Source organism: Streptomyces sp. NPDC045998 (assembly GCF_056430285.1).
On record NZ_JBWKLJ010000001.1, the window covers coordinates 992764 to 1008074 of the forward strand.

Annotated in this window: 16 protein-coding genes; 6 read left to right on the plus strand and 10 right to left on the minus strand. The window is 73.4% G+C overall.

Features of this window, described 5'->3' with window-relative positions; genetic code table 11:
- Window positions 1–89: 89 nt before the first annotated feature.
- Window positions 90–1619, plus strand: a complete 1530-nt coding sequence (locus AC07FJ_RS04425) for an aldehyde dehydrogenase (NADP(+)) (RefSeq protein WP_479045048.1) — start codon at window positions 90–92, stop codon at window positions 1617–1619.
- Here the strand turns inward: AC07FJ_RS04425 and AC07FJ_RS04430 are convergent.
- Window positions 1523–3064: an MFS transporter gene (locus AC07FJ_RS04430; RefSeq protein ID WP_479045051.1), complete on the minus strand. Its 1542-nt coding sequence runs from the start codon at window positions 3062–3064 to the stop codon at window positions 1523–1525. The two genes, AC07FJ_RS04425 and AC07FJ_RS04430, sit on opposite strands and share 97 nt — an antisense overlap.
- 71 nt (window positions 3065–3135) lie before the next feature.
- Here AC07FJ_RS04430 and AC07FJ_RS04435 point away from each other — a divergent pair, with 71 nt between their 5' ends.
- Window positions 3136–4140 carry a GlxA family transcriptional regulator gene (locus AC07FJ_RS04435; protein ID WP_479045052.1) on the plus strand — a complete coding sequence of 335 codons (1005 nt, stop codon included), beginning with the start codon at window positions 3136–3138 and terminating at the stop codon, window positions 4138–4140.
- A gap of 4 nt (window positions 4141–4144) precedes the next feature.
- On the opposite strand, the gene AC07FJ_RS04440 is transcribed toward AC07FJ_RS04435, so the two are convergent.
- Together AC07FJ_RS04440 and AC07FJ_RS04445 are read right to left on the minus strand one after the other, a co-directional pair.
- Entirely contained in the window at window positions 4145–4741 is a 597-nt protein-coding gene (locus tag AC07FJ_RS04440; RefSeq protein WP_479045055.1) for a hypothetical protein, read from the minus strand.
- Window positions 4742–4789: 48 nt separating this feature from the next.
- Entirely contained in the window at window positions 4790–5308 is a 519-nt protein-coding gene (locus AC07FJ_RS04445; RefSeq protein WP_479045057.1) for a GNAT family N-acetyltransferase, read from the minus strand.
- Between the two features lie 309 nt (window positions 5309–5617).
- Here AC07FJ_RS04445 and AC07FJ_RS04450 point away from each other — a divergent pair, with 309 nt between their 5' ends.
- Window positions 5618–6349 carry a DsbA family oxidoreductase gene (locus tag AC07FJ_RS04450; RefSeq protein WP_479045314.1) on the plus strand — a complete coding sequence of 244 codons (732 nt, stop codon included), beginning with the start codon at window positions 5618–5620 and terminating at the stop codon, window positions 6347–6349.
- Between the two features lie 70 nt (window positions 6350–6419).
- Window positions 6420–7481: an aminotransferase class V-fold PLP-dependent enzyme gene (locus AC07FJ_RS04455; RefSeq protein ID WP_479045060.1), complete on the plus strand. Its 1062-nt coding sequence runs from the start codon at window positions 6420–6422 to the stop codon at window positions 7479–7481.
- Here AC07FJ_RS04455 and AC07FJ_RS04460 read toward each other — a convergent pair.
- Window positions 7427–7981 (minus strand): MarR family winged helix-turn-helix transcriptional regulator, encoded by a 555-nt coding sequence (locus AC07FJ_RS04460; RefSeq protein ID WP_479045061.1) that lies wholly within the window; start codon window positions 7979–7981, stop codon window positions 7427–7429. The two genes, AC07FJ_RS04455 and AC07FJ_RS04460, sit on opposite strands and share 55 nt — an antisense overlap.
- A 135-nt stretch (window positions 7982–8116) precedes the next feature.
- Here AC07FJ_RS04460 and AC07FJ_RS04465 point away from each other — a divergent pair, with 135 nt between their 5' ends.
- Complete coding sequence (locus AC07FJ_RS04465) at window positions 8117–9199, plus strand: alkene reductase (RefSeq protein WP_479045063.1); 1083 nt, start codon at window positions 8117–8119, stop codon at window positions 9197–9199.
- Window positions 9200–9303: 104 nt separating this feature from the next.
- Here AC07FJ_RS04465 and thpD read toward each other — a convergent pair whose 3' ends face one another.
- From thpD to AC07FJ_RS04490, 5 genes are all read right to left on the minus strand, one after another.
- Window positions 9304–10176 (minus strand): ectoine hydroxylase, encoded by an 873-nt coding sequence (gene thpD / locus AC07FJ_RS04470; protein ID WP_479045064.1) that lies wholly within the window; start codon window positions 10174–10176, stop codon window positions 9304–9306.
- 4 nt (window positions 10177–10180) lie between these two features.
- Window positions 10181–10579: an ectoine synthase gene (locus tag AC07FJ_RS04475; RefSeq protein ID WP_355360336.1), complete on the minus strand. Its 399-nt coding sequence runs from the start codon at window positions 10577–10579 to the stop codon at window positions 10181–10183.
- A gap of 58 nt (window positions 10580–10637) precedes the next feature.
- Window positions 10638–11906 carry a diaminobutyrate--2-oxoglutarate transaminase gene (gene ectB / locus AC07FJ_RS04480; protein ID WP_479045067.1) on the minus strand — a complete coding sequence of 423 codons (1269 nt, stop codon included), beginning with the start codon at window positions 11904–11906 and terminating at the stop codon, window positions 10638–10640.
- A 35-nt stretch (window positions 11907–11941) separates the two neighbouring features.
- Window positions 11942–12469 (minus strand): diaminobutyrate acetyltransferase, encoded by a 528-nt coding sequence (gene ectA, locus AC07FJ_RS04485; protein ID WP_479045070.1) that lies wholly within the window; start codon window positions 12467–12469, stop codon window positions 11942–11944.
- A 232-nt stretch (window positions 12470–12701) separates the two neighbouring features.
- Window positions 12702–13145: a cupin domain-containing protein gene (locus tag AC07FJ_RS04490; RefSeq protein WP_479045073.1), complete on the minus strand. Its 444-nt coding sequence runs from the start codon at window positions 13143–13145 to the stop codon at window positions 12702–12704.
- A 112-nt stretch (window positions 13146–13257) separates the two neighbouring features.
- Here AC07FJ_RS04490 and AC07FJ_RS04495 point away from each other — a divergent pair, with 112 nt between their 5' ends.
- Window positions 13258–14136: a LysR family transcriptional regulator gene (locus AC07FJ_RS04495; RefSeq protein WP_479045075.1), complete on the plus strand. Its 879-nt coding sequence runs from the start codon at window positions 13258–13260 to the stop codon at window positions 14134–14136.
- 46 nt (window positions 14137–14182) lie between these two features.
- Here the strand turns inward: AC07FJ_RS04495 and AC07FJ_RS04500 are convergent, their stop codons facing one another.
- The gene (locus tag AC07FJ_RS04500) at window positions 14183–15283 is read right to left on the minus strand and encodes a pyridoxal-phosphate-dependent aminotransferase family protein (RefSeq protein ID WP_479045077.1); all 1101 of its coding nucleotides are present in this window, start codon (window positions 15281–15283) and stop codon (window positions 14183–14185) included.
- Window positions 15284–15311 lie beyond the last annotated feature (28 nt).

Consider the following 15311-nt stretch of genomic DNA (forward strand, 5'->3'; position numbering starts at 1 on the left):
CACGCCACGCCCGTCAATAGAGTCCCATTCAGAATCAGGAACGCTGTTCAGAATACCGAACAACTCCGCAGGGTTGAAAGGACGTCGTGGTGTCAGCAGCACAAGTCTGGAGCGTCGACCCCCGCACCGGGAAGCGACGGGAGCAGGTTGCGGTGGAGGCCACAGCCGCCGACGTCGACAGCGCCGTGCGCGCCGCGCACGCCGCCCGGGGCTCGCTCGCCGACCGCACGGTGCGCGCCGCCTTCCTGCGGACGGCCGCCGACCGCCTCGACGCCGCCCAGGACCGCCTCGTCGCCGCCGCCGACGCCGAGACCGCGCTCGGCACCGCCCGCCTCACCGGCGAACTCGCCCGCACCCGCTACCAGTTGCGCGCGTTCGCGGACCTCGTCGACGAGGGCGCCTTCCTGGACGTGATCATCGACCACCCGGACGACACCGCCACCCCGCCCGTCCCGGACCTGCGCCGCTACAAGGTGCCGCTGGGCGTCGTCGCCGTGTACTCCGCCTCCAACTTCCCCTTCGCCTTCTCCGTGCCCGGCGGCGACACCGCCAGCGCGCTCGCCGCCGGCTGCCCCGTCGTCGTCAAGGCCCACCCCGACCACCCGGCCACCTCCGAGCTGGCCGCCGAGGTGCTGCGCGGCGCCGCCGCCGAGCACTCCCTCCCGGAGGCGGTCGTCGGCCTGGTCCACGGCTTCGAGGCGGGCGTCGAGCTGGTCCGCCACCCGCTGGTCGCGGCGGCCGGCTTCACCGGTTCGGTACGCGGCGGCCGGGCGCTCTTCGACGCCGCCGCCGCCCGCCCCGTACCCATCCCCTTCCACGGCGAACTGGGCTCCCTCAACCCCGTCGTGGTCACGGAGGCCGCCGCCGCCGAGCGCGCCGAGCAGATCGGCACCGGGCTCGCCGGGTCGATGACGCTCGGCGTCGGGCAGTTCTGCGTCAAGCCCGGTCTGGTGCTCGCCCCGGCCGGCCCGGCCGGCGACCACCTGGTCAAGTCGCTCGCCGACGCCGTCTCCACGGTCGACGAGGGCGTCCTCCTCGACCACCGGATGCGCGACCACTTCGTCGCGGGCGTCACCGAGCGCGCCGCCCTGCCGGACGTGGAGGCGCCCGTCACGGCGGGAGCCGGCGGCGAACACACCGTCCGCCCCGGGTTCCTGACCGTACCGGCCGCCCGGCTCGCCGCCGAGGGCCCGCACGACCTGCTCCTGGAGGAGTGCTTCGGGCCCGTCACGGTCGTCGCCCGGTACGAGGACGGCGACGAGGTCACCTCGGTCCTCTCGCGGCTCCCCGGCAACCTCACCGCCACCGTGCACCTCTCCTCCGAGGAGGCGGACGGCGCGGGCGACGGCGCCGCGATCCTCGCCCAACTCACCCCGCTCGCCGGCCGGGTGCTCGTCAACGGCTGGCCCACGGGCGTCGCCGTCGCCCCCGCCCAGCACCACGGCGGGCCCTACCCGGCCACCACCTCGACCTCCACCTCCGTCGGCGCCACCGCGATCGAGCGCTGGCTGCGCCCGGTCACCTACCAGTCGACGCCGGAGGCGCTGCTGCCGCCGGAGCTGCGGGACGACAACCCGCTGGGCCTGCCGCGCCGGGTGGACGGCCGCCGGGAGGGCTGAGGCCGCTCGGCCGGCCGGCGCCGCCCACCGGCGGGGCCCGGCCGGCCGAGCCGCGTGGCCGCCAGCGCGGTCACCGCGAGCAGCACCGCGCTGATCACCAGGCAGATCCGCATGCCGTCCACGAAGCCGCCCGCGGAACCGGCGCCGGAACCGGCGGCGAGCTCTCCACCCGCGACCAGCGAGCCGAACACGGCGATGCTCAGCCCGCCCGCCGTCTGCCGCGCCGCGTTCAGCAGTCCCGCCGCCGTGCCCGCCCGCTCCGCCGGAACCGCCTCCATCATGGCGGCGATCAGCGGCGGCAGCGCGAAACCGCAGCCCAGGGCGAAGGGCACCAACGACACGGCGAGCAGGGCGAGGGGCGTGGACGCGTCCACGTACAGCAGGAGCGACAGGCCGACGACCGCCAGGACCTGGCCGGTGACGATCGGCAGGCGCGGCCCCCGGCGGGCGGCGACCTTCGCGGAGAACACGTTCACGAACGCCAACAGGCCCGTCATCGGCAGGAACATCAGCCCCGCCGCCAGCGCGGACAGGTGCAGCACCTGCTGGAAGTACAGGCTGAGGACGAAGACCATGCCGTAGAACGCGACGCTCACGGCCGACCCGGCGGCGACGCACACCGCCACCGTGGTCGACCGGAACAGGCCCAGCGGCACCACCGGATGCGGGTGCCGCGCCTCGACCAGCAGGAACGCCGCGGACGACGCCCCCGCGACCCCCAGCGCCCACCAGGCCGCGGCCCCGCCCTCGATCGCCGCGAACGTCAGCGCGCCGAGTGCCAGCGTCGCGGTGAGCTGCCCCGGTACGTCGAGCGGCGCCGGGCGCGGCCGCGAGCGGGCCACGCGGCGCAGCAGCACAAGGGCGAGCAGTCCCAGCGGCACATTGACGAAGAAGATCCAGCGCCAGCTCCACGCACTGGTCAACGCCCCTCCCGCGACCGGCCCGAGGGCCATCGCGACCGTGCCGCCCGCCGCCCACAGCGACACCGCGCGGCCCCGCCGCCCCGGATCGGCGTACGCCTCGCGCACCAGCGCCAGCGACGCGGGCAGCATCACGGCGGCCGCGAGGCCCTGGACGCCTCGGGCGGCGATGAGCGACGGCAGTCCGGGCGCCAGGCCGCAGGCCGCCGAGGCGAGCGTGAAGACCACGACGCCCCCGGCGTACGCCCGGCTCGCGCCGATCCGGTCGGCGAGCGCGCCGGTGGACAGCAGCAGCGCGGCGAACGCCAGCGTGTAGGCGTCCATCACCCACTGAAGACCCGTCATCCCGGTGTCCAGGTCACCGCCCATGGCGGGCAGGGCGACGTTGACCACGGAGGTGTCGAGGGTGATCAGCGCGAACCCGAGCAGCGCGGCGGCCAGCGCGCGTGCGGGCCCCGCGGGCGCGGTCCCGGCGGGCGGACCTGCGGTGGGAAGGGAGGGTACGAAGCGGCTTTCCGTGTCCATGCCGTACACCTTCGCGATCTTCGCGGCCGTACAGTAGCGGCCTGATTGCCACACCTCCGGAGGATCTGGCCATGCAGCCCGCCCAGCCTGTGCGGCGTCCGCTCCGCGTCGCCGTCATCGCGGTGCCGCCCGCGTCGATGTTCAACCTCGCCATCCCCGAGATGCTGTTCGGGAACGTCCCGTTCGACGACGGGCCCGGGTACGAGACGGTGATCTGCACCCCGGACCCCGGCCCGGTCACCACCAGCGGCGGCCTCGACCTGTACGTGCCGCGCGGCCTGGAGGCGGTGGAGGACGCGGACACCGTCATCGTCGCGGGCACCGGCTCCCGCGAGAACCCCGATCCCCGGGTGGTGGACGCGCTCCGGCGCGCCGCCGCCGCGGGCACGCGCATCGCGTCCATCTGCTCGGGCGCGTTCGTCCTCGCGGCCGCCGGTCTCCTCGACGGCCGCGCCGCGACGACGTACTGGCGGCTCTCGCGCGAGCTCGCCGAGCGGTTCCCCGCCGTGGACCTCCGCGGGGACGTGCTCTTCGTCGACGAGGACGGCGTCGCGACGTCGTCCGGGTACGCGGCCGGCATCGACCTGTGCCTGCACCTGATCCGCACCGACTACGGCGCCGCCGTCGCCAACGAGGTCGCCCGGCTCGCGCTCGTCGCACCCGTGCGCCCGGGCGGCCAGACCCAGTTCACCCTGACCCCGCTGCCGCCCGAGCGCGGCGCCACCTGCGCCGACACCCGCGGTTGGGCCATGCGCCACCTGGACCGGCCGCTCACCCTCACCGACCTGGCCCGGCACGCGGGCGTCAGCGTCCGCACCCTCACCCGGCGCTTCCACGCCGAGAGCGGTGTCAGCCCCCTGCAGTGGCTGCTGCACCAGCGCATCGAGCGCGCCAAGGAGCTGCTGGAGACCACCGAACTCCCCATGGACCAGGTCGCCCGCGCCTGCGGCCTCGGCACCGCCGACTCGCTGCGCAAGCACCTGGTCCGCCGCACCGGCCTCACCCCGAGCGCCTACCGTGCCACCTTCAACCACCACGTGACCGGGGGCCGCGCGCCCGCGTCCTCGGCAGCGTGACCGGTCAGTGCCCGCCCCGGGGCTCCACGCAGCCGCCCTCCATGTACGGCCCGTGCACCTCGACGGAGAGCGGCGGCCCCACCCGGCCGCTGACGCAGGGCCCGGCGCCGGGCACGAACACCGCGAAGCCGAGTCCGGTGCCGGAGCCGTACGTCTGGACGTCGTCCGCCGTGTACCCGAGCTTCTCCAGCGCCGCCCGCAGCTCGCCCTCGGTGCGTACGCCGTCGACGCCCCCGCCGATGCGCTCGGCATGCGCGCGTCCCCGGCACGCGGCCCGGGCGCCGAGCGGAAGCCGCTGCTTGAAGGCGTGGTTCTCCGCGTACTTCCGCGCCTCGGGGCTGAGCGGCTCCCCGCTCGTGGACGCGCTGGGGGAGGGGCTCACCGAGAGCCCGGCGCACCGGGTGGCGAGGCCCGGGAACAGCCGGTCGTGCCGCGCGTCGGGGCCCTCGGAGGCGGCGGAGGGCGCCGGCGGACTCGCCACGGCGCTACCGCCGGACCCGCCCGCGCCCCCGGCCCCGGTGACGCGCTCGGCCCCGCACCCGGCGACCAGCAGCGACAGACAGACGGCACTGGCGGCGCCCAGCAGACGTATCGATCTCACGCGGGACGACTCCCCTTCCCATCAAGGCACACGTAGGCGGACGCCCGGTCACGGCTCGGCGTGATGCCGTGAGCCTTCCCACCAAGCGGGTGGGACCCGGCGGGCGGGAACCTCGAAGACGAGTTCACGACCGTCCTCCTCGTCCCACTGCTCTCCGACCTCGACGAAGCCGAAGCCCGCGATCGTGGCCAGGGACGCCACGTTATCGGGACCGATCGTCGCCCGCACCGTCGTGACCGCGGGTTCGGCCGCCGCCCGGCGGAGCAGTTCGATCAGCGTGGACCGGGCGTACCCCTGGCGCCGGAACGCGGGAGCGACGGAGTAGCCGATCTCCACCATGCCGGCCTCGTCCGGCGGTCCGTGGAACCCGGCATGTCCGACGACGAGACCCTCGTCGCCGACGACCGCCTGTCGCACCATCCACCGCGCCCGGCCGGGATCGGCGGCCATCTGGTCGAGCCGGAACCGCCAGAGCCACCGCGCCCTGTCGGTCAGGAAGTACTCGGTCAGCGGAACCCCGGCCACCCTGCCGGCTTCGGACAGGTCACCGTCGAGCAGGGCGGACATCACCCCACCGGACAGCTCGACGAAACGTACGCGCTTCGGGCTCCGCGGGAACGGTCCCCCGCCATCGGCTTCATCTCTCACCCGCGGATGCTCGCCGACCAGGGCGACGGGCGTCCAACCGTTTTGCAGCGGCCCACCGGACCCGGCGCCCCGAAGCCCGGCCCCGCAGCGCGCCGACGGGCGTGCTCCGGCTCACACCGCCCGCTCCGTGGAATGAGGCGCAACCCGGGGGCGTTCAGGTGCTGGGCGGAGGTGGCCTCCGCACCGTACCGCCTGGTGCGCGTGATGACCTCGGAGGAAGAGAACAAGATGCGCGTCGAAATCTGGAGCGACATCGCATGTCCCTGGTGCTACGTCGGCAAGGCGCGCTTCGAGAAGGGGCTCGCGGCCTTCGCGCACCGGGAGGAGATCGAGGTCGTGCACCGGTCCTTCGAGCTCGACCCGCACCGCGCCAAGGGGGACGTCGAGCCGGTCGTCGGCATGCTGATGAGGAAGTACGGCCGCAGCCGTGAGGAGGCCGCGGCGATGGAGGAGCAGGTGGCCGCCACGGCGCGCGGTGAGGGGCTGCCGTACGACACGGCCGGGCGGATGGCCGGCAGCACCTTCGACGTCCACCGCCTCCTCCACCTCGCCAAGGCCCGCGGCCGCCAGAGCGAGCTGCTCGACCTCGCCTACCGGGCCAACTTCGCGGGCGAGGGTTCCGTGTACGACCTCGAGTTCCTCGCGCGGCTCGGCGTCGAGGCGGGCCTCGCGGAGGAGGAGGTCCGCGAGGTGCTGGCGGACGCGACGGTGTACGCCGACGACGTGCGCGCCGACGAGGAGGAAGCCGCCCGGCTCGGGGCGACGGGCGTCCCCTTCTTCGTGCTCGACCGCCGCTACGGCGTCTCCGGCGGCCAGCCCGCCGAGGTGTTCACCCGCGCCCTGGAGCAGGCCTGGCAGGGGCGCGCCCTCCAGCCGCTCGGCCCCGCCGGTGACGACGAGGGCGCGGCGGCGTGCGGTGTCGACGGCGCGTGCGAGGCGGCGGCTCCGAGCCGTCCATAAGCATTGCTAAGAGGTAGCGCGCAAACATGCGCAATTGACGAGAGATCAGGTCGGCGGTGAGGGTGGGGGCATGGAAACCCCCCTCGGAGGCGCCGAGTTCGCGCCCGCGCAGACGTACCTGAACACCTCCACCTCCGGGCTGCTGCCCCGCCGGGCCGTCGACGCCGTCACGGCGCTCGCCGAGCAGAACGCCGCCGGGCGGCCGGACGGGCCCGGCAGCTTCGAGGTGGTGGACGGCGCGCGGCGGCGTTACGCACGGCTCGTCGGCGTGGCGGCGGACCGGGTGGCCCTCGGGGGATCGGTCGCCGTGCACGTCGCGCTGATCGCGCAGTCGCTTCCGGCGGGCGCCGAAGTGCTCTTCGTGGAGGGCGACTTCAGCTCGGTCATCACGCCGTTCACGGTGCGCGGCGACCTCAAGGCGCGGTTCGTGCCCCTGGAGGAGCTGGCCGGCGCCGTGCGGCCGGGGACCGCGCTCGTCGCCTTCTCGGCCGTGCAGTCCGCGGACGGGCGGGTCGCCGACCTCGCGGCCGTACGGGAGGCGGCGGCCGCGCACGGCGCCCGCACGCTCCTGGACGCGTCACAGGCGGCGGGCTGGCTGCCGCTGGAGGCGGGTGCGTACGACTACACCGTCGCCGGCGGCTACAAGTTCCTGCTCTGCCCGCGCGGCGCGTCCTTCCTGACGGTGAGCGAGGACGCCCAGGAGGCCCTGGTTCCGGCCCACGCGAGCTGGGTCGCCGGCGAGGACCCGTGGACCAGCACATACGGACCCGTCGAGCGGCTCGCCCCGACGGCGCGGCGCTACGACGAGCCGCAGTCCTTCCTCGCGTACTACGGCGCCGAGCGGTCCCTGGCCGTGCTGGAGGAGACCGGTATCGAGGCGGTCCACGCCCACGCCACGGCGCTCGCCGCGCGTTTCCGGGCCGGGCTCGCGGATCTCGGCCACGAGCCGGTCCCGGCCGGTCGCGACGGCTCGGTCGTCGTGGCGGTGCCGGGCCTTGGCGGGCGGCAGCCGGAGCTGGCGCGCGCGGGCGTCATCGTCTCCGCCCGCGCCGGCAACCTCCGGGTGTCCTTCCACCTCTACAACTCGGCCGCCGACGTCGACCGGGCGCTGGACGTGCTCTCCGCGTCCTGAGTCCCCGGAGCCGGGCAGTAGTCGCCCGCCTCCCGGCACAGATTGGCCTCGACCTTCCCCAGCAGCCGGACGAGCTCGGCCCGCTCGCTCGGGTCCAGCCCGGCGAGGGTGTGCTCCTCCAGGTCGCTCCAGGCGGCGGACACCTCGGCGAGCAGCGCGCAGCTGGAGTCGGTCGCCTCGACGAGCACCGCGCGCCGGTCGGCCGGGTCGGGGGAGCGGCGGACGAACCCGGCGTGCTCCAGGCGCTGGAGCATCTTCGTGACGGTGGACGGGTCCAGGTCCACCGCCTTGATCAGCTCCGACTGGCGCGCCGGGCCCTTCTCCCAGAGGCACATCATCACGAACTCCTGGCCCGGGTAGATCCCGGCGGCCTTGAGGAGGCGGCCCGCGGCGATCCGGTGCAGCCGGGCCACCCGGGAGAGGGTGTGGCTGACCGGGCCGCCGCGCGCGGCGGCCGGCAACGCGTCGCTGCGGGCGGGTTCGGCCGGTCCGGCGGTCATGGCGCGTCTCCTTCGTGTGCTTCGCTCTCATTCTACCTTCACTCTTGGTCGACCAAGGAAATGCGCTACAGTGGCGTCCGGGCAGTTAATTGGCCGACCACATAATGTGCCGCACCACGCTTCGGGAGCCTCCCCATGACCACCGCCTTCGACCCGATCGACCTCTCCGGTACGCAGCTCGCCAACCGCATAGCCATGGCACCGATGACCCGCAGCCGCGCCACCGCCGACACCCGGGTGCCGACCGCCCTGACCGTCGAGTACTACGCCCAGCGCGCCTCGGCCGGCCTGATCATCACCGAGGGCGTCCAGCCCTCCCCGGTCGGCCAGGGCTACCCGAACACGCCCGGCCTGCACAGCACCGAGCAGGTCGCCGCCTGGCGCGAGGTCACCGACGCCGTCCACGCCCAGGGCGGCCGGATCTTCGCCCAGCTCATGCACGCCGGCCGCATCGGCCACCCGGCCGTGGTGGCCGACCACCCCGGCGACCTCCACCCGGTCGCCCCCTCCGCCATCGCCGCCCAGGGGCAGATCTTCACCCCCGAGGGCCTCAAGGACTACGTCACCCCGCGCGAGCTGTCCGACGCCGAGGTACGCGCCACCATCGCCGACTTCGCCGCCGCCGCCCGCAACGCCGTGGACGCCGGCTTCGACGGCGTCGAGCTGCACGGCGCCAACGGCTACCTCATCCACCAGTTCCTCGCCCCCAACACGAACCAGCGCACGGACGCGTGGGGCGGCTCCGTCGAGAACCGCATCCGCTTCGCGACCGAGGTCGTCAAGGCCGTCGCCGCCGAGATCGGCCCCGAGCGCACGGGGCTGCGCGTCTCGCCCGGCAACACCTTCAACGACATCGACGAGCCCGAGCCGGAGCCCACGTACACGGCGCTGCTGCAGGCCATCGAGCCGGTGGGCATCGCCTACCTGCACGTGCTGGAGAACAGCCCGGCGAGCCGTGAGACCACGTCGGCGCTGCGCAAGCGGTTCTCCGGCACCTTCGTGCTGAACCCGCACACCGACGGTCCGACCAGCGCCGCCGATCTCGCGCTGATCGAGGACGGCACGGCCGACGTCCTCGCCTTCGGGGCGCTGTTCATCGCCAACCCGGACCTGCCGGCCCGGCTGAAGGCGGGCGGCCCGTACAACACCGCGGACACGTCCACCTTCTACGCCGGCGACCACCGCGGCTACACCGACTATCCGGCGCTGACCGCCTGAGACCCACGGGCCTGAGACCCACGGGCCTGAGACCCACGGAGGGGCGGGACCGCCCGGCGGTCCCGCCCCTTCCCGTACGCCGTACCGGCATCAGCCCGTCGGCGTCACCGCACCGGTGTGAAGTCCCGCGCGCCGATGAACTCCGGCCGGCGCACCGGCGCCGCGAACGGCTCCACCGCGGCGTTCTCCACGCTGTTGAAGACGATGAAGACGTTGCTGCGCGGGAACGGCGTGATGTTGTCGCCCGAGCCGTGCATGCAGTTGCAGTCGAACCAGGTCGCCGACCCCGCCCGGCCCGTGAACAGCCGGATGCCGTGCGCGTCCGCGAACTTCGTCAGCGCCTCGTCCGACGGCGTGCCCGCGTCCTGCATCTGGAGCGACTTCTTGTAGTTGTCCTTCGGCGTGGCACCCGCACAGCCGAGGAACGTCTTGTGCGACCCCGGCATGATCATCAGGCCGCCGTTGGTGTCGTGGTTCTCGGTCAGCGCGATCGACACGGACACCGTCCGCATCCGCGGCAGCCCGTCCTCCGCGTGCCAGGTCTCGAAGTCCGAGTGCCAGTAGAAGCCCGAGGCGCCGAAGCCCGGCTTCACGTTGATCCGCGACTGGTGGACGTACACGTCCGAGCCGAGGATCTCCCGCGCCCGCCCCACCACGCGCTCGTCGCGCACGAGACCCGCGAACACCTCGCTGATCTTGTGGACCTCGAACACCGACCGTACGTCCTGGGTCTTCGGCTCGACGATGGAGCGCTCGTCGGCGCGCACGGCGGGATCGGAGATCAGCCGCTCCAGCTCCGCGCGGTAGACGGAGACCTCGTCGTCCGTGATCAGCTGGTCGACCGCGAGGAAGCCGTCCCGCTCGTACGACCGGAGCTCCGGGGTCACGGTGCCCCACACCACCGGGTCCTGGCGGGGCGTCATCACCTCGGAGGCGCCCCGGGTCGGGTACAGGTCCTGCACAGCGGTCATCGTCATGGTGTCAGCCCTCCTCGGTGAGCAGCGGATAGACGCCGTTCTCGTCGTGGTCCTCCCGTCCGGTGACGGGAGGGTTGAAGACGCACACGCACCGGAAGTCGGTCTTGGGGCGCAGGGTGTGCCGCTCGTGGCCGTCGAGCAGGTACATGGTTCCCGGCTCGATCCAGTGCGTCTCGCCCGTCTCGTGGTCGGTCAGCTCGGCCTCGCCCTCGACGCACAGGACGGCCTCGATGTGGTTCGCGTACCACATCGACGTCTCGGTCCCGGCGTACAGCACGGTCTCGTGCAGGGAGAAGCCGACCTTCTCCTTGGCGAGCACGATGCGTTTGCTCTCCCAAGTGCCGGACGCGGCCTTCACGTGGCGGTCGGTGTTCTCGATGTCCTTCAGTGAGCGGACGATCAACTCGCCGTTCCTTTCGCGTGGGGGTGTGGGGGTGTGGGGTGTCGAGACGTGGGGGCGTTCAGGCGGTTTCGCGGACGGCTCGGGCCAGCGTGCGCAGCCCCTCGTCGAGCTCGTCGGGCGTGATGGTCAGCGGCGGCAGCAGCTTGACCACCTCGCTCTGCGGCCCCGAGGTCTCCAGCAGCAGCCCGAGCTCGAAGGCGCGCTTGCAGACCCGGCCCGCCCGCGCCTTGTCGGCGAACTCCATGCCCCAGACCAGGCCGCGGCCCCGGTAGTGGGCGCCGTGGGCGGAGTTCTCGTCGCAGATCGTCAGCAGTGCCTGCTCGACCTGCTCGCCGCGCGCGATGGTCTGCTTCTCCATCTGGCCGTCGGCCCAGTACGTGTCCAGCGCGGCGGTGGCGGTGACGAAGGCCGGGTTGTTGCCGCGGAAGGTGCCGTTGTGCTCGCCCGGGCCCCAGACGTCGAGCTCCGGCAGGAAGAGGCAGAGCGACATGGGCAGCCCGTACCCGCTGATCGACTTCGACAGGGTGACGATGTCCGGCGTGATGCCCGCCTCCTCGAAGGAGAAGAAGGCACCCGTGCGGCCGCAGCCCATCTGGATGTCGTCGACGATGAGCAGCATGTCCTGGCGGTCGCACAGCGCCCGCAGCGCCCGCAGCCACTCGGGCCGGGCCACGTTGATGCCGCCCTCGCCCTGCACGGTCTCCACGATCACGGCGGCCGGCTTGTTCAGACCCGACCCCTGGTCCTCCAGCAGCCGCTCGAACCACAGGAAGTCCGGGACCCGCCCGTCGAGGTAGTTGTCGAACGGCATGGGCGTGCCGTGCACCAGCGGGATGCCGGCCCCGGCCCGCTTGAAGGCGTTGCCGGTCACGGCCAGCGAACCGAGCGACATGCCGTGGAAGGCGTTGGTGAACGACACGATCGACTCGCGGCCCTTCACCTTGCGGGCCAGCTTCAGCGCCGCCTCGACGGCGTTCGTCCCGGTCGGGCCCGGGAACATCACCTTGTACGGCAGGTCGCGCGGCCGCAGCACCACGTTCTGGAACGACTCCAGGAAGGCGCGCTTGGCCGTGGTCGCCATGTCCAGCCCGTGGGTGATGCCGTCACGCTCCAGATAGTCGAGGAGCGCCCGTTTCAGCACGGGGTTGTTATGGCCGTAGTTGAGTGAGCCGGCCCCGGCGAAGAAGTCCAGGTACGTGTGCCCGTCCTCGTCCGTGAGGCGGGCGCCCTGGGCGCGGTCGAAGACGGCGGGCCAGCCGCGGCAGTAGCTGCGTACCTCGGATTCCAGGGTCTCGAAGACGCTGAGGGCGGGCGGGGTGATGGTCACGACGGTCTCCTCGGAAAGGGTGGGGGTCTCGGGTCTCAGGCGGCGATCGGGCTGATGCGGTAGAGCACCTCGGGCAGGTGCGTGCCCTCCGGGAACAGTCCTCCGTCGAAGAGGACCTCGCGCTCCACGGAGGCGCCCCGGCGCTCGGCGTACGAGGTGAAGAGCCGCTCGGACGCGGTGTTGTCCGGGGTGATCGTCGTCTCGACGGTGTGGATCCCGCGCCCGGCGAGGCGCGTGGTCAGCGCGTCCAGCAGGACACCGGCCAGGCCACGGCCGCGGTGGGCGTCGTCGACGGCGACCTGCCAGACGACGAGGGTCCCCGGCCGCTCGGGCCGGATGTAGCCGGTGACGAAGGCGATCGGCTCACCGTCCGCCCGGCGCGCCACCAGGGAGGTGCCGGCGAAGTCCCGGCACCACAGCAGGTAGCTGTACGAGGAGTTGAGGTCGAGGACCTTGGAGTCGCGGGCTATGCGCCATATCGCGGCTCCGTCCTCGACGCGGGGAGCGTCGACTTCCAGGAATTCGTGTCGGGCACGTGCAACATCTGCTTGCGCGGCGGTCATGCGAATGCAACTTACCCAGCAAATTCTGAAAATGCATGGTCGCGGAGGGTTGGCTGGCCGCACCTCATGTGTTATTCGCGCGGGTGCGGCCTCGCCCCTTTTGACCTGCTATTACCCCCGCAAATCAGACACCTTGTGGACTCGGTCACACCTTGATCACGACCCGGAAATCGGCTTGTTTAACCTTTCGGAAACCGGGCAGAAGAATGCGGGAAGCTACCCCCCGAATAACTTACCAATTTCCCCCCGCAAAATGGACGTCGTATTCCCTTTGCCTGGGCAGCAGGCTCTCCCAACGGTCCTCGCCGCGCGCGATCCGCCCCAGCGCCCGGAAGTACCCGAACCGCTCCACTCCCGGCGTGAGCACCGCCAGCAGATCCGCCCCCCGGTCCGGCGCCGCGCGGAACGCGTGCGTCAGCCCCGGCGGCACCACCACGAGGTCGCCCGCCGTGACGGTCCTCACGTCCGCGTCGAGCAGCACCTCCAGGGCGCCGCCCAGCACGTAGAGGAGCTCCGTCGACCGCAGGTGCCGGTGCGGCTTCGCGCCGTCGGCCCCGGCGGGCAGCGTCAGCCGGTTCACCCCGGCCGCGCCGCCGTCCACCAGCAGCCGGAACACCGCCCCCGAGGGCAGCTCCACCGTCTCCGCCGCGCGCTCCCACACCACCGTCTGAGTCATTCCCGCTCCCTTCTCCGTACGTCCGGGTTCCAGTACATGGCGGGAAGAAGACGTGACCAAGAAGCGGTTGACCAGCACAGTGATCATCAAAGGTGATGGGTGGGGGACCAGGGTGGAACTGCGTCAGCTGGAGTACTTCGTCGCGGTCGCCGAGGAGCTCGGATTCGGCCGGGCCGCCGAGCGGCTGCACATCGTCCAGGCCTCGGTGAGCCAGCAGATCGCCCGCCTCGAGCGGGAGCTCGGCCTGCGGCTCTTCGACCGCTCCACCCGGCACGTACGCCTCACCTCCGCCGGCGAGCGGCTGCTGCCCGAGGCCCGCGCCGCGCTGGCCGCGGCCGAGCGCGTCCGGCGCACCGCGGCCGGGGTCGCCGCCGGTACGGAGGGCCTGATCCGGCTCGGCACCACCCGCGCGTTCGCCGACCGCGTCTACCGCGCGCTCGACACGCTGGCCGCCCGCCGCCCGGGGCTCCGCGTCCGCCTGGAGCGCGCGCCGCAGGAGGCCCGGCTCGCGGCCGTGCGCTCCGGCATCTTCGACGCCGCGCTCGTCCGCACCGTGCGCCAGGCCGAGGGCGTCGCGCTGCACCCGCTGTGGTCCGACCCGCTGATCGCGGCGCTCCCCGCCACGCACCCGCTCGCGGCCGCCGACGTGCTGAGCCTCGACTCCCTCGCGCACCTGCCCCTGCGGCTGGCGCCCCGGGCCGCGAACCCGGCCTTCCACGATCTGGTCACGTCCGCGCTTCCCCGGGTGACGCCGGGGCCGCCGTTCACCACGCTCCAGGACACCCTCACCGACCTGGCGTCCGGCCCGGAGCCGTCGTGGACGCTGTTCTACCCGGTGGGCAGCCTTCCCCCGACCACCCGCGTGGTCTTCCGCGCGCTCCCGGCCCTCACGGTCCCCATCTCCCTGGCCACCCCGCCGGGCCCGCCGTCCCCGGCGCTCGAAGCGCTCCTGGAGGCCCTGACAACCGGAACCGCCCGCCCCGCCCCCTGACGGGGCCGCAGCCCTCGGGCCCCGGGCCTGGAGACCCTCGTACCCCCTAGCCCCACACCTCCGCGGCAGCGGCCCGCGCCGCCTCCACGTCGACCGCCGCGCCCGCCTCCCGCAGCGCCGACGCCAGCGCCGCCAGCGACGCGTCGACGACGTCCCGCGAGGCGTCGGGGCCGTAGTGGTTCACGCGGATCATCTCCTTCGCGAGCGCGCCCCCGCCCGCGACCAGCGGTACCGACGGGTCGTGGGCCAGCGCCGCGCGCACGAGCGCCGAGGCGTCCGCGCCGGCCGGCACGCGCAGCGTCGTGGCGACCGGTGCCGCGTCACGCGCCTCGTGCACGTACGGCTCCAGCCCGCCGCCGAGCGCCAGAGCCCCCGCGCGGGTGGCGGCCGCCGCCGAGGCGTGACGGCCCATCACCGCATCGAGCCCGTCCGCCTCGATGCGCTCCAGGCACGCCTCCAGCGCCAGCATCTCCAGCTGCGCGGGCGCGTGCAGGAGCGCCCGGCGCCCACCGTCGATCCAGCGCTCCTTCCAGTCGAGGAGCGAGAGGTACGAGCGGCGCGGGGCGCGCGGGTTGGCCGCGAACCGCTCCCAGGCACGCGCGCTCACCGACACCGCCGAGACCCCGGCCGGACCGCCCATCGCCTTCTGGGCGCCGATGACGCACAGGTCCACGCCCCACGCGTCCGGCAGCAGCGGCTCGGCGCCCACCGAGGCGACGGCGTCGAGCATGAACAGCGCGCCGTGCGCCCGTACGACCTCGCCGATCTCCGCGACCGGGTTGGTGTTGCCGGTCGCGGCCTCCGCGTGCACGAGCGAGACGAAGTCGATCTCGGGGTGCCGCTCCAGCGCCTCGGCGATCTGCCCGGCGGTGACCGCCGTGTGGAACGGCACCTCCAGGTCGACGACGCGCGCACCGCAGTCGCGCAGCCAGTCGCCGAAGGTCTGCCCGTACGGCCCGGTGACGACGTTGAGCGCGGTGGAACCGGGCCGGGCGCCCGAGCGGATGCAGCCCTCCAGAGGCAGCAGCGCCTCGCCCTGGGTGATGACCACGTCCTGCTCGGTGGCGAGGAGCGCGGCCACGCGCCGCTCGATGGCCGCGAAGCGGTCGGCGGTCAGCGGGGGCAGGTCGAGGAGGGGATGGTTCACGACGGACAGCTCTCTTCTCGTCTCTCAT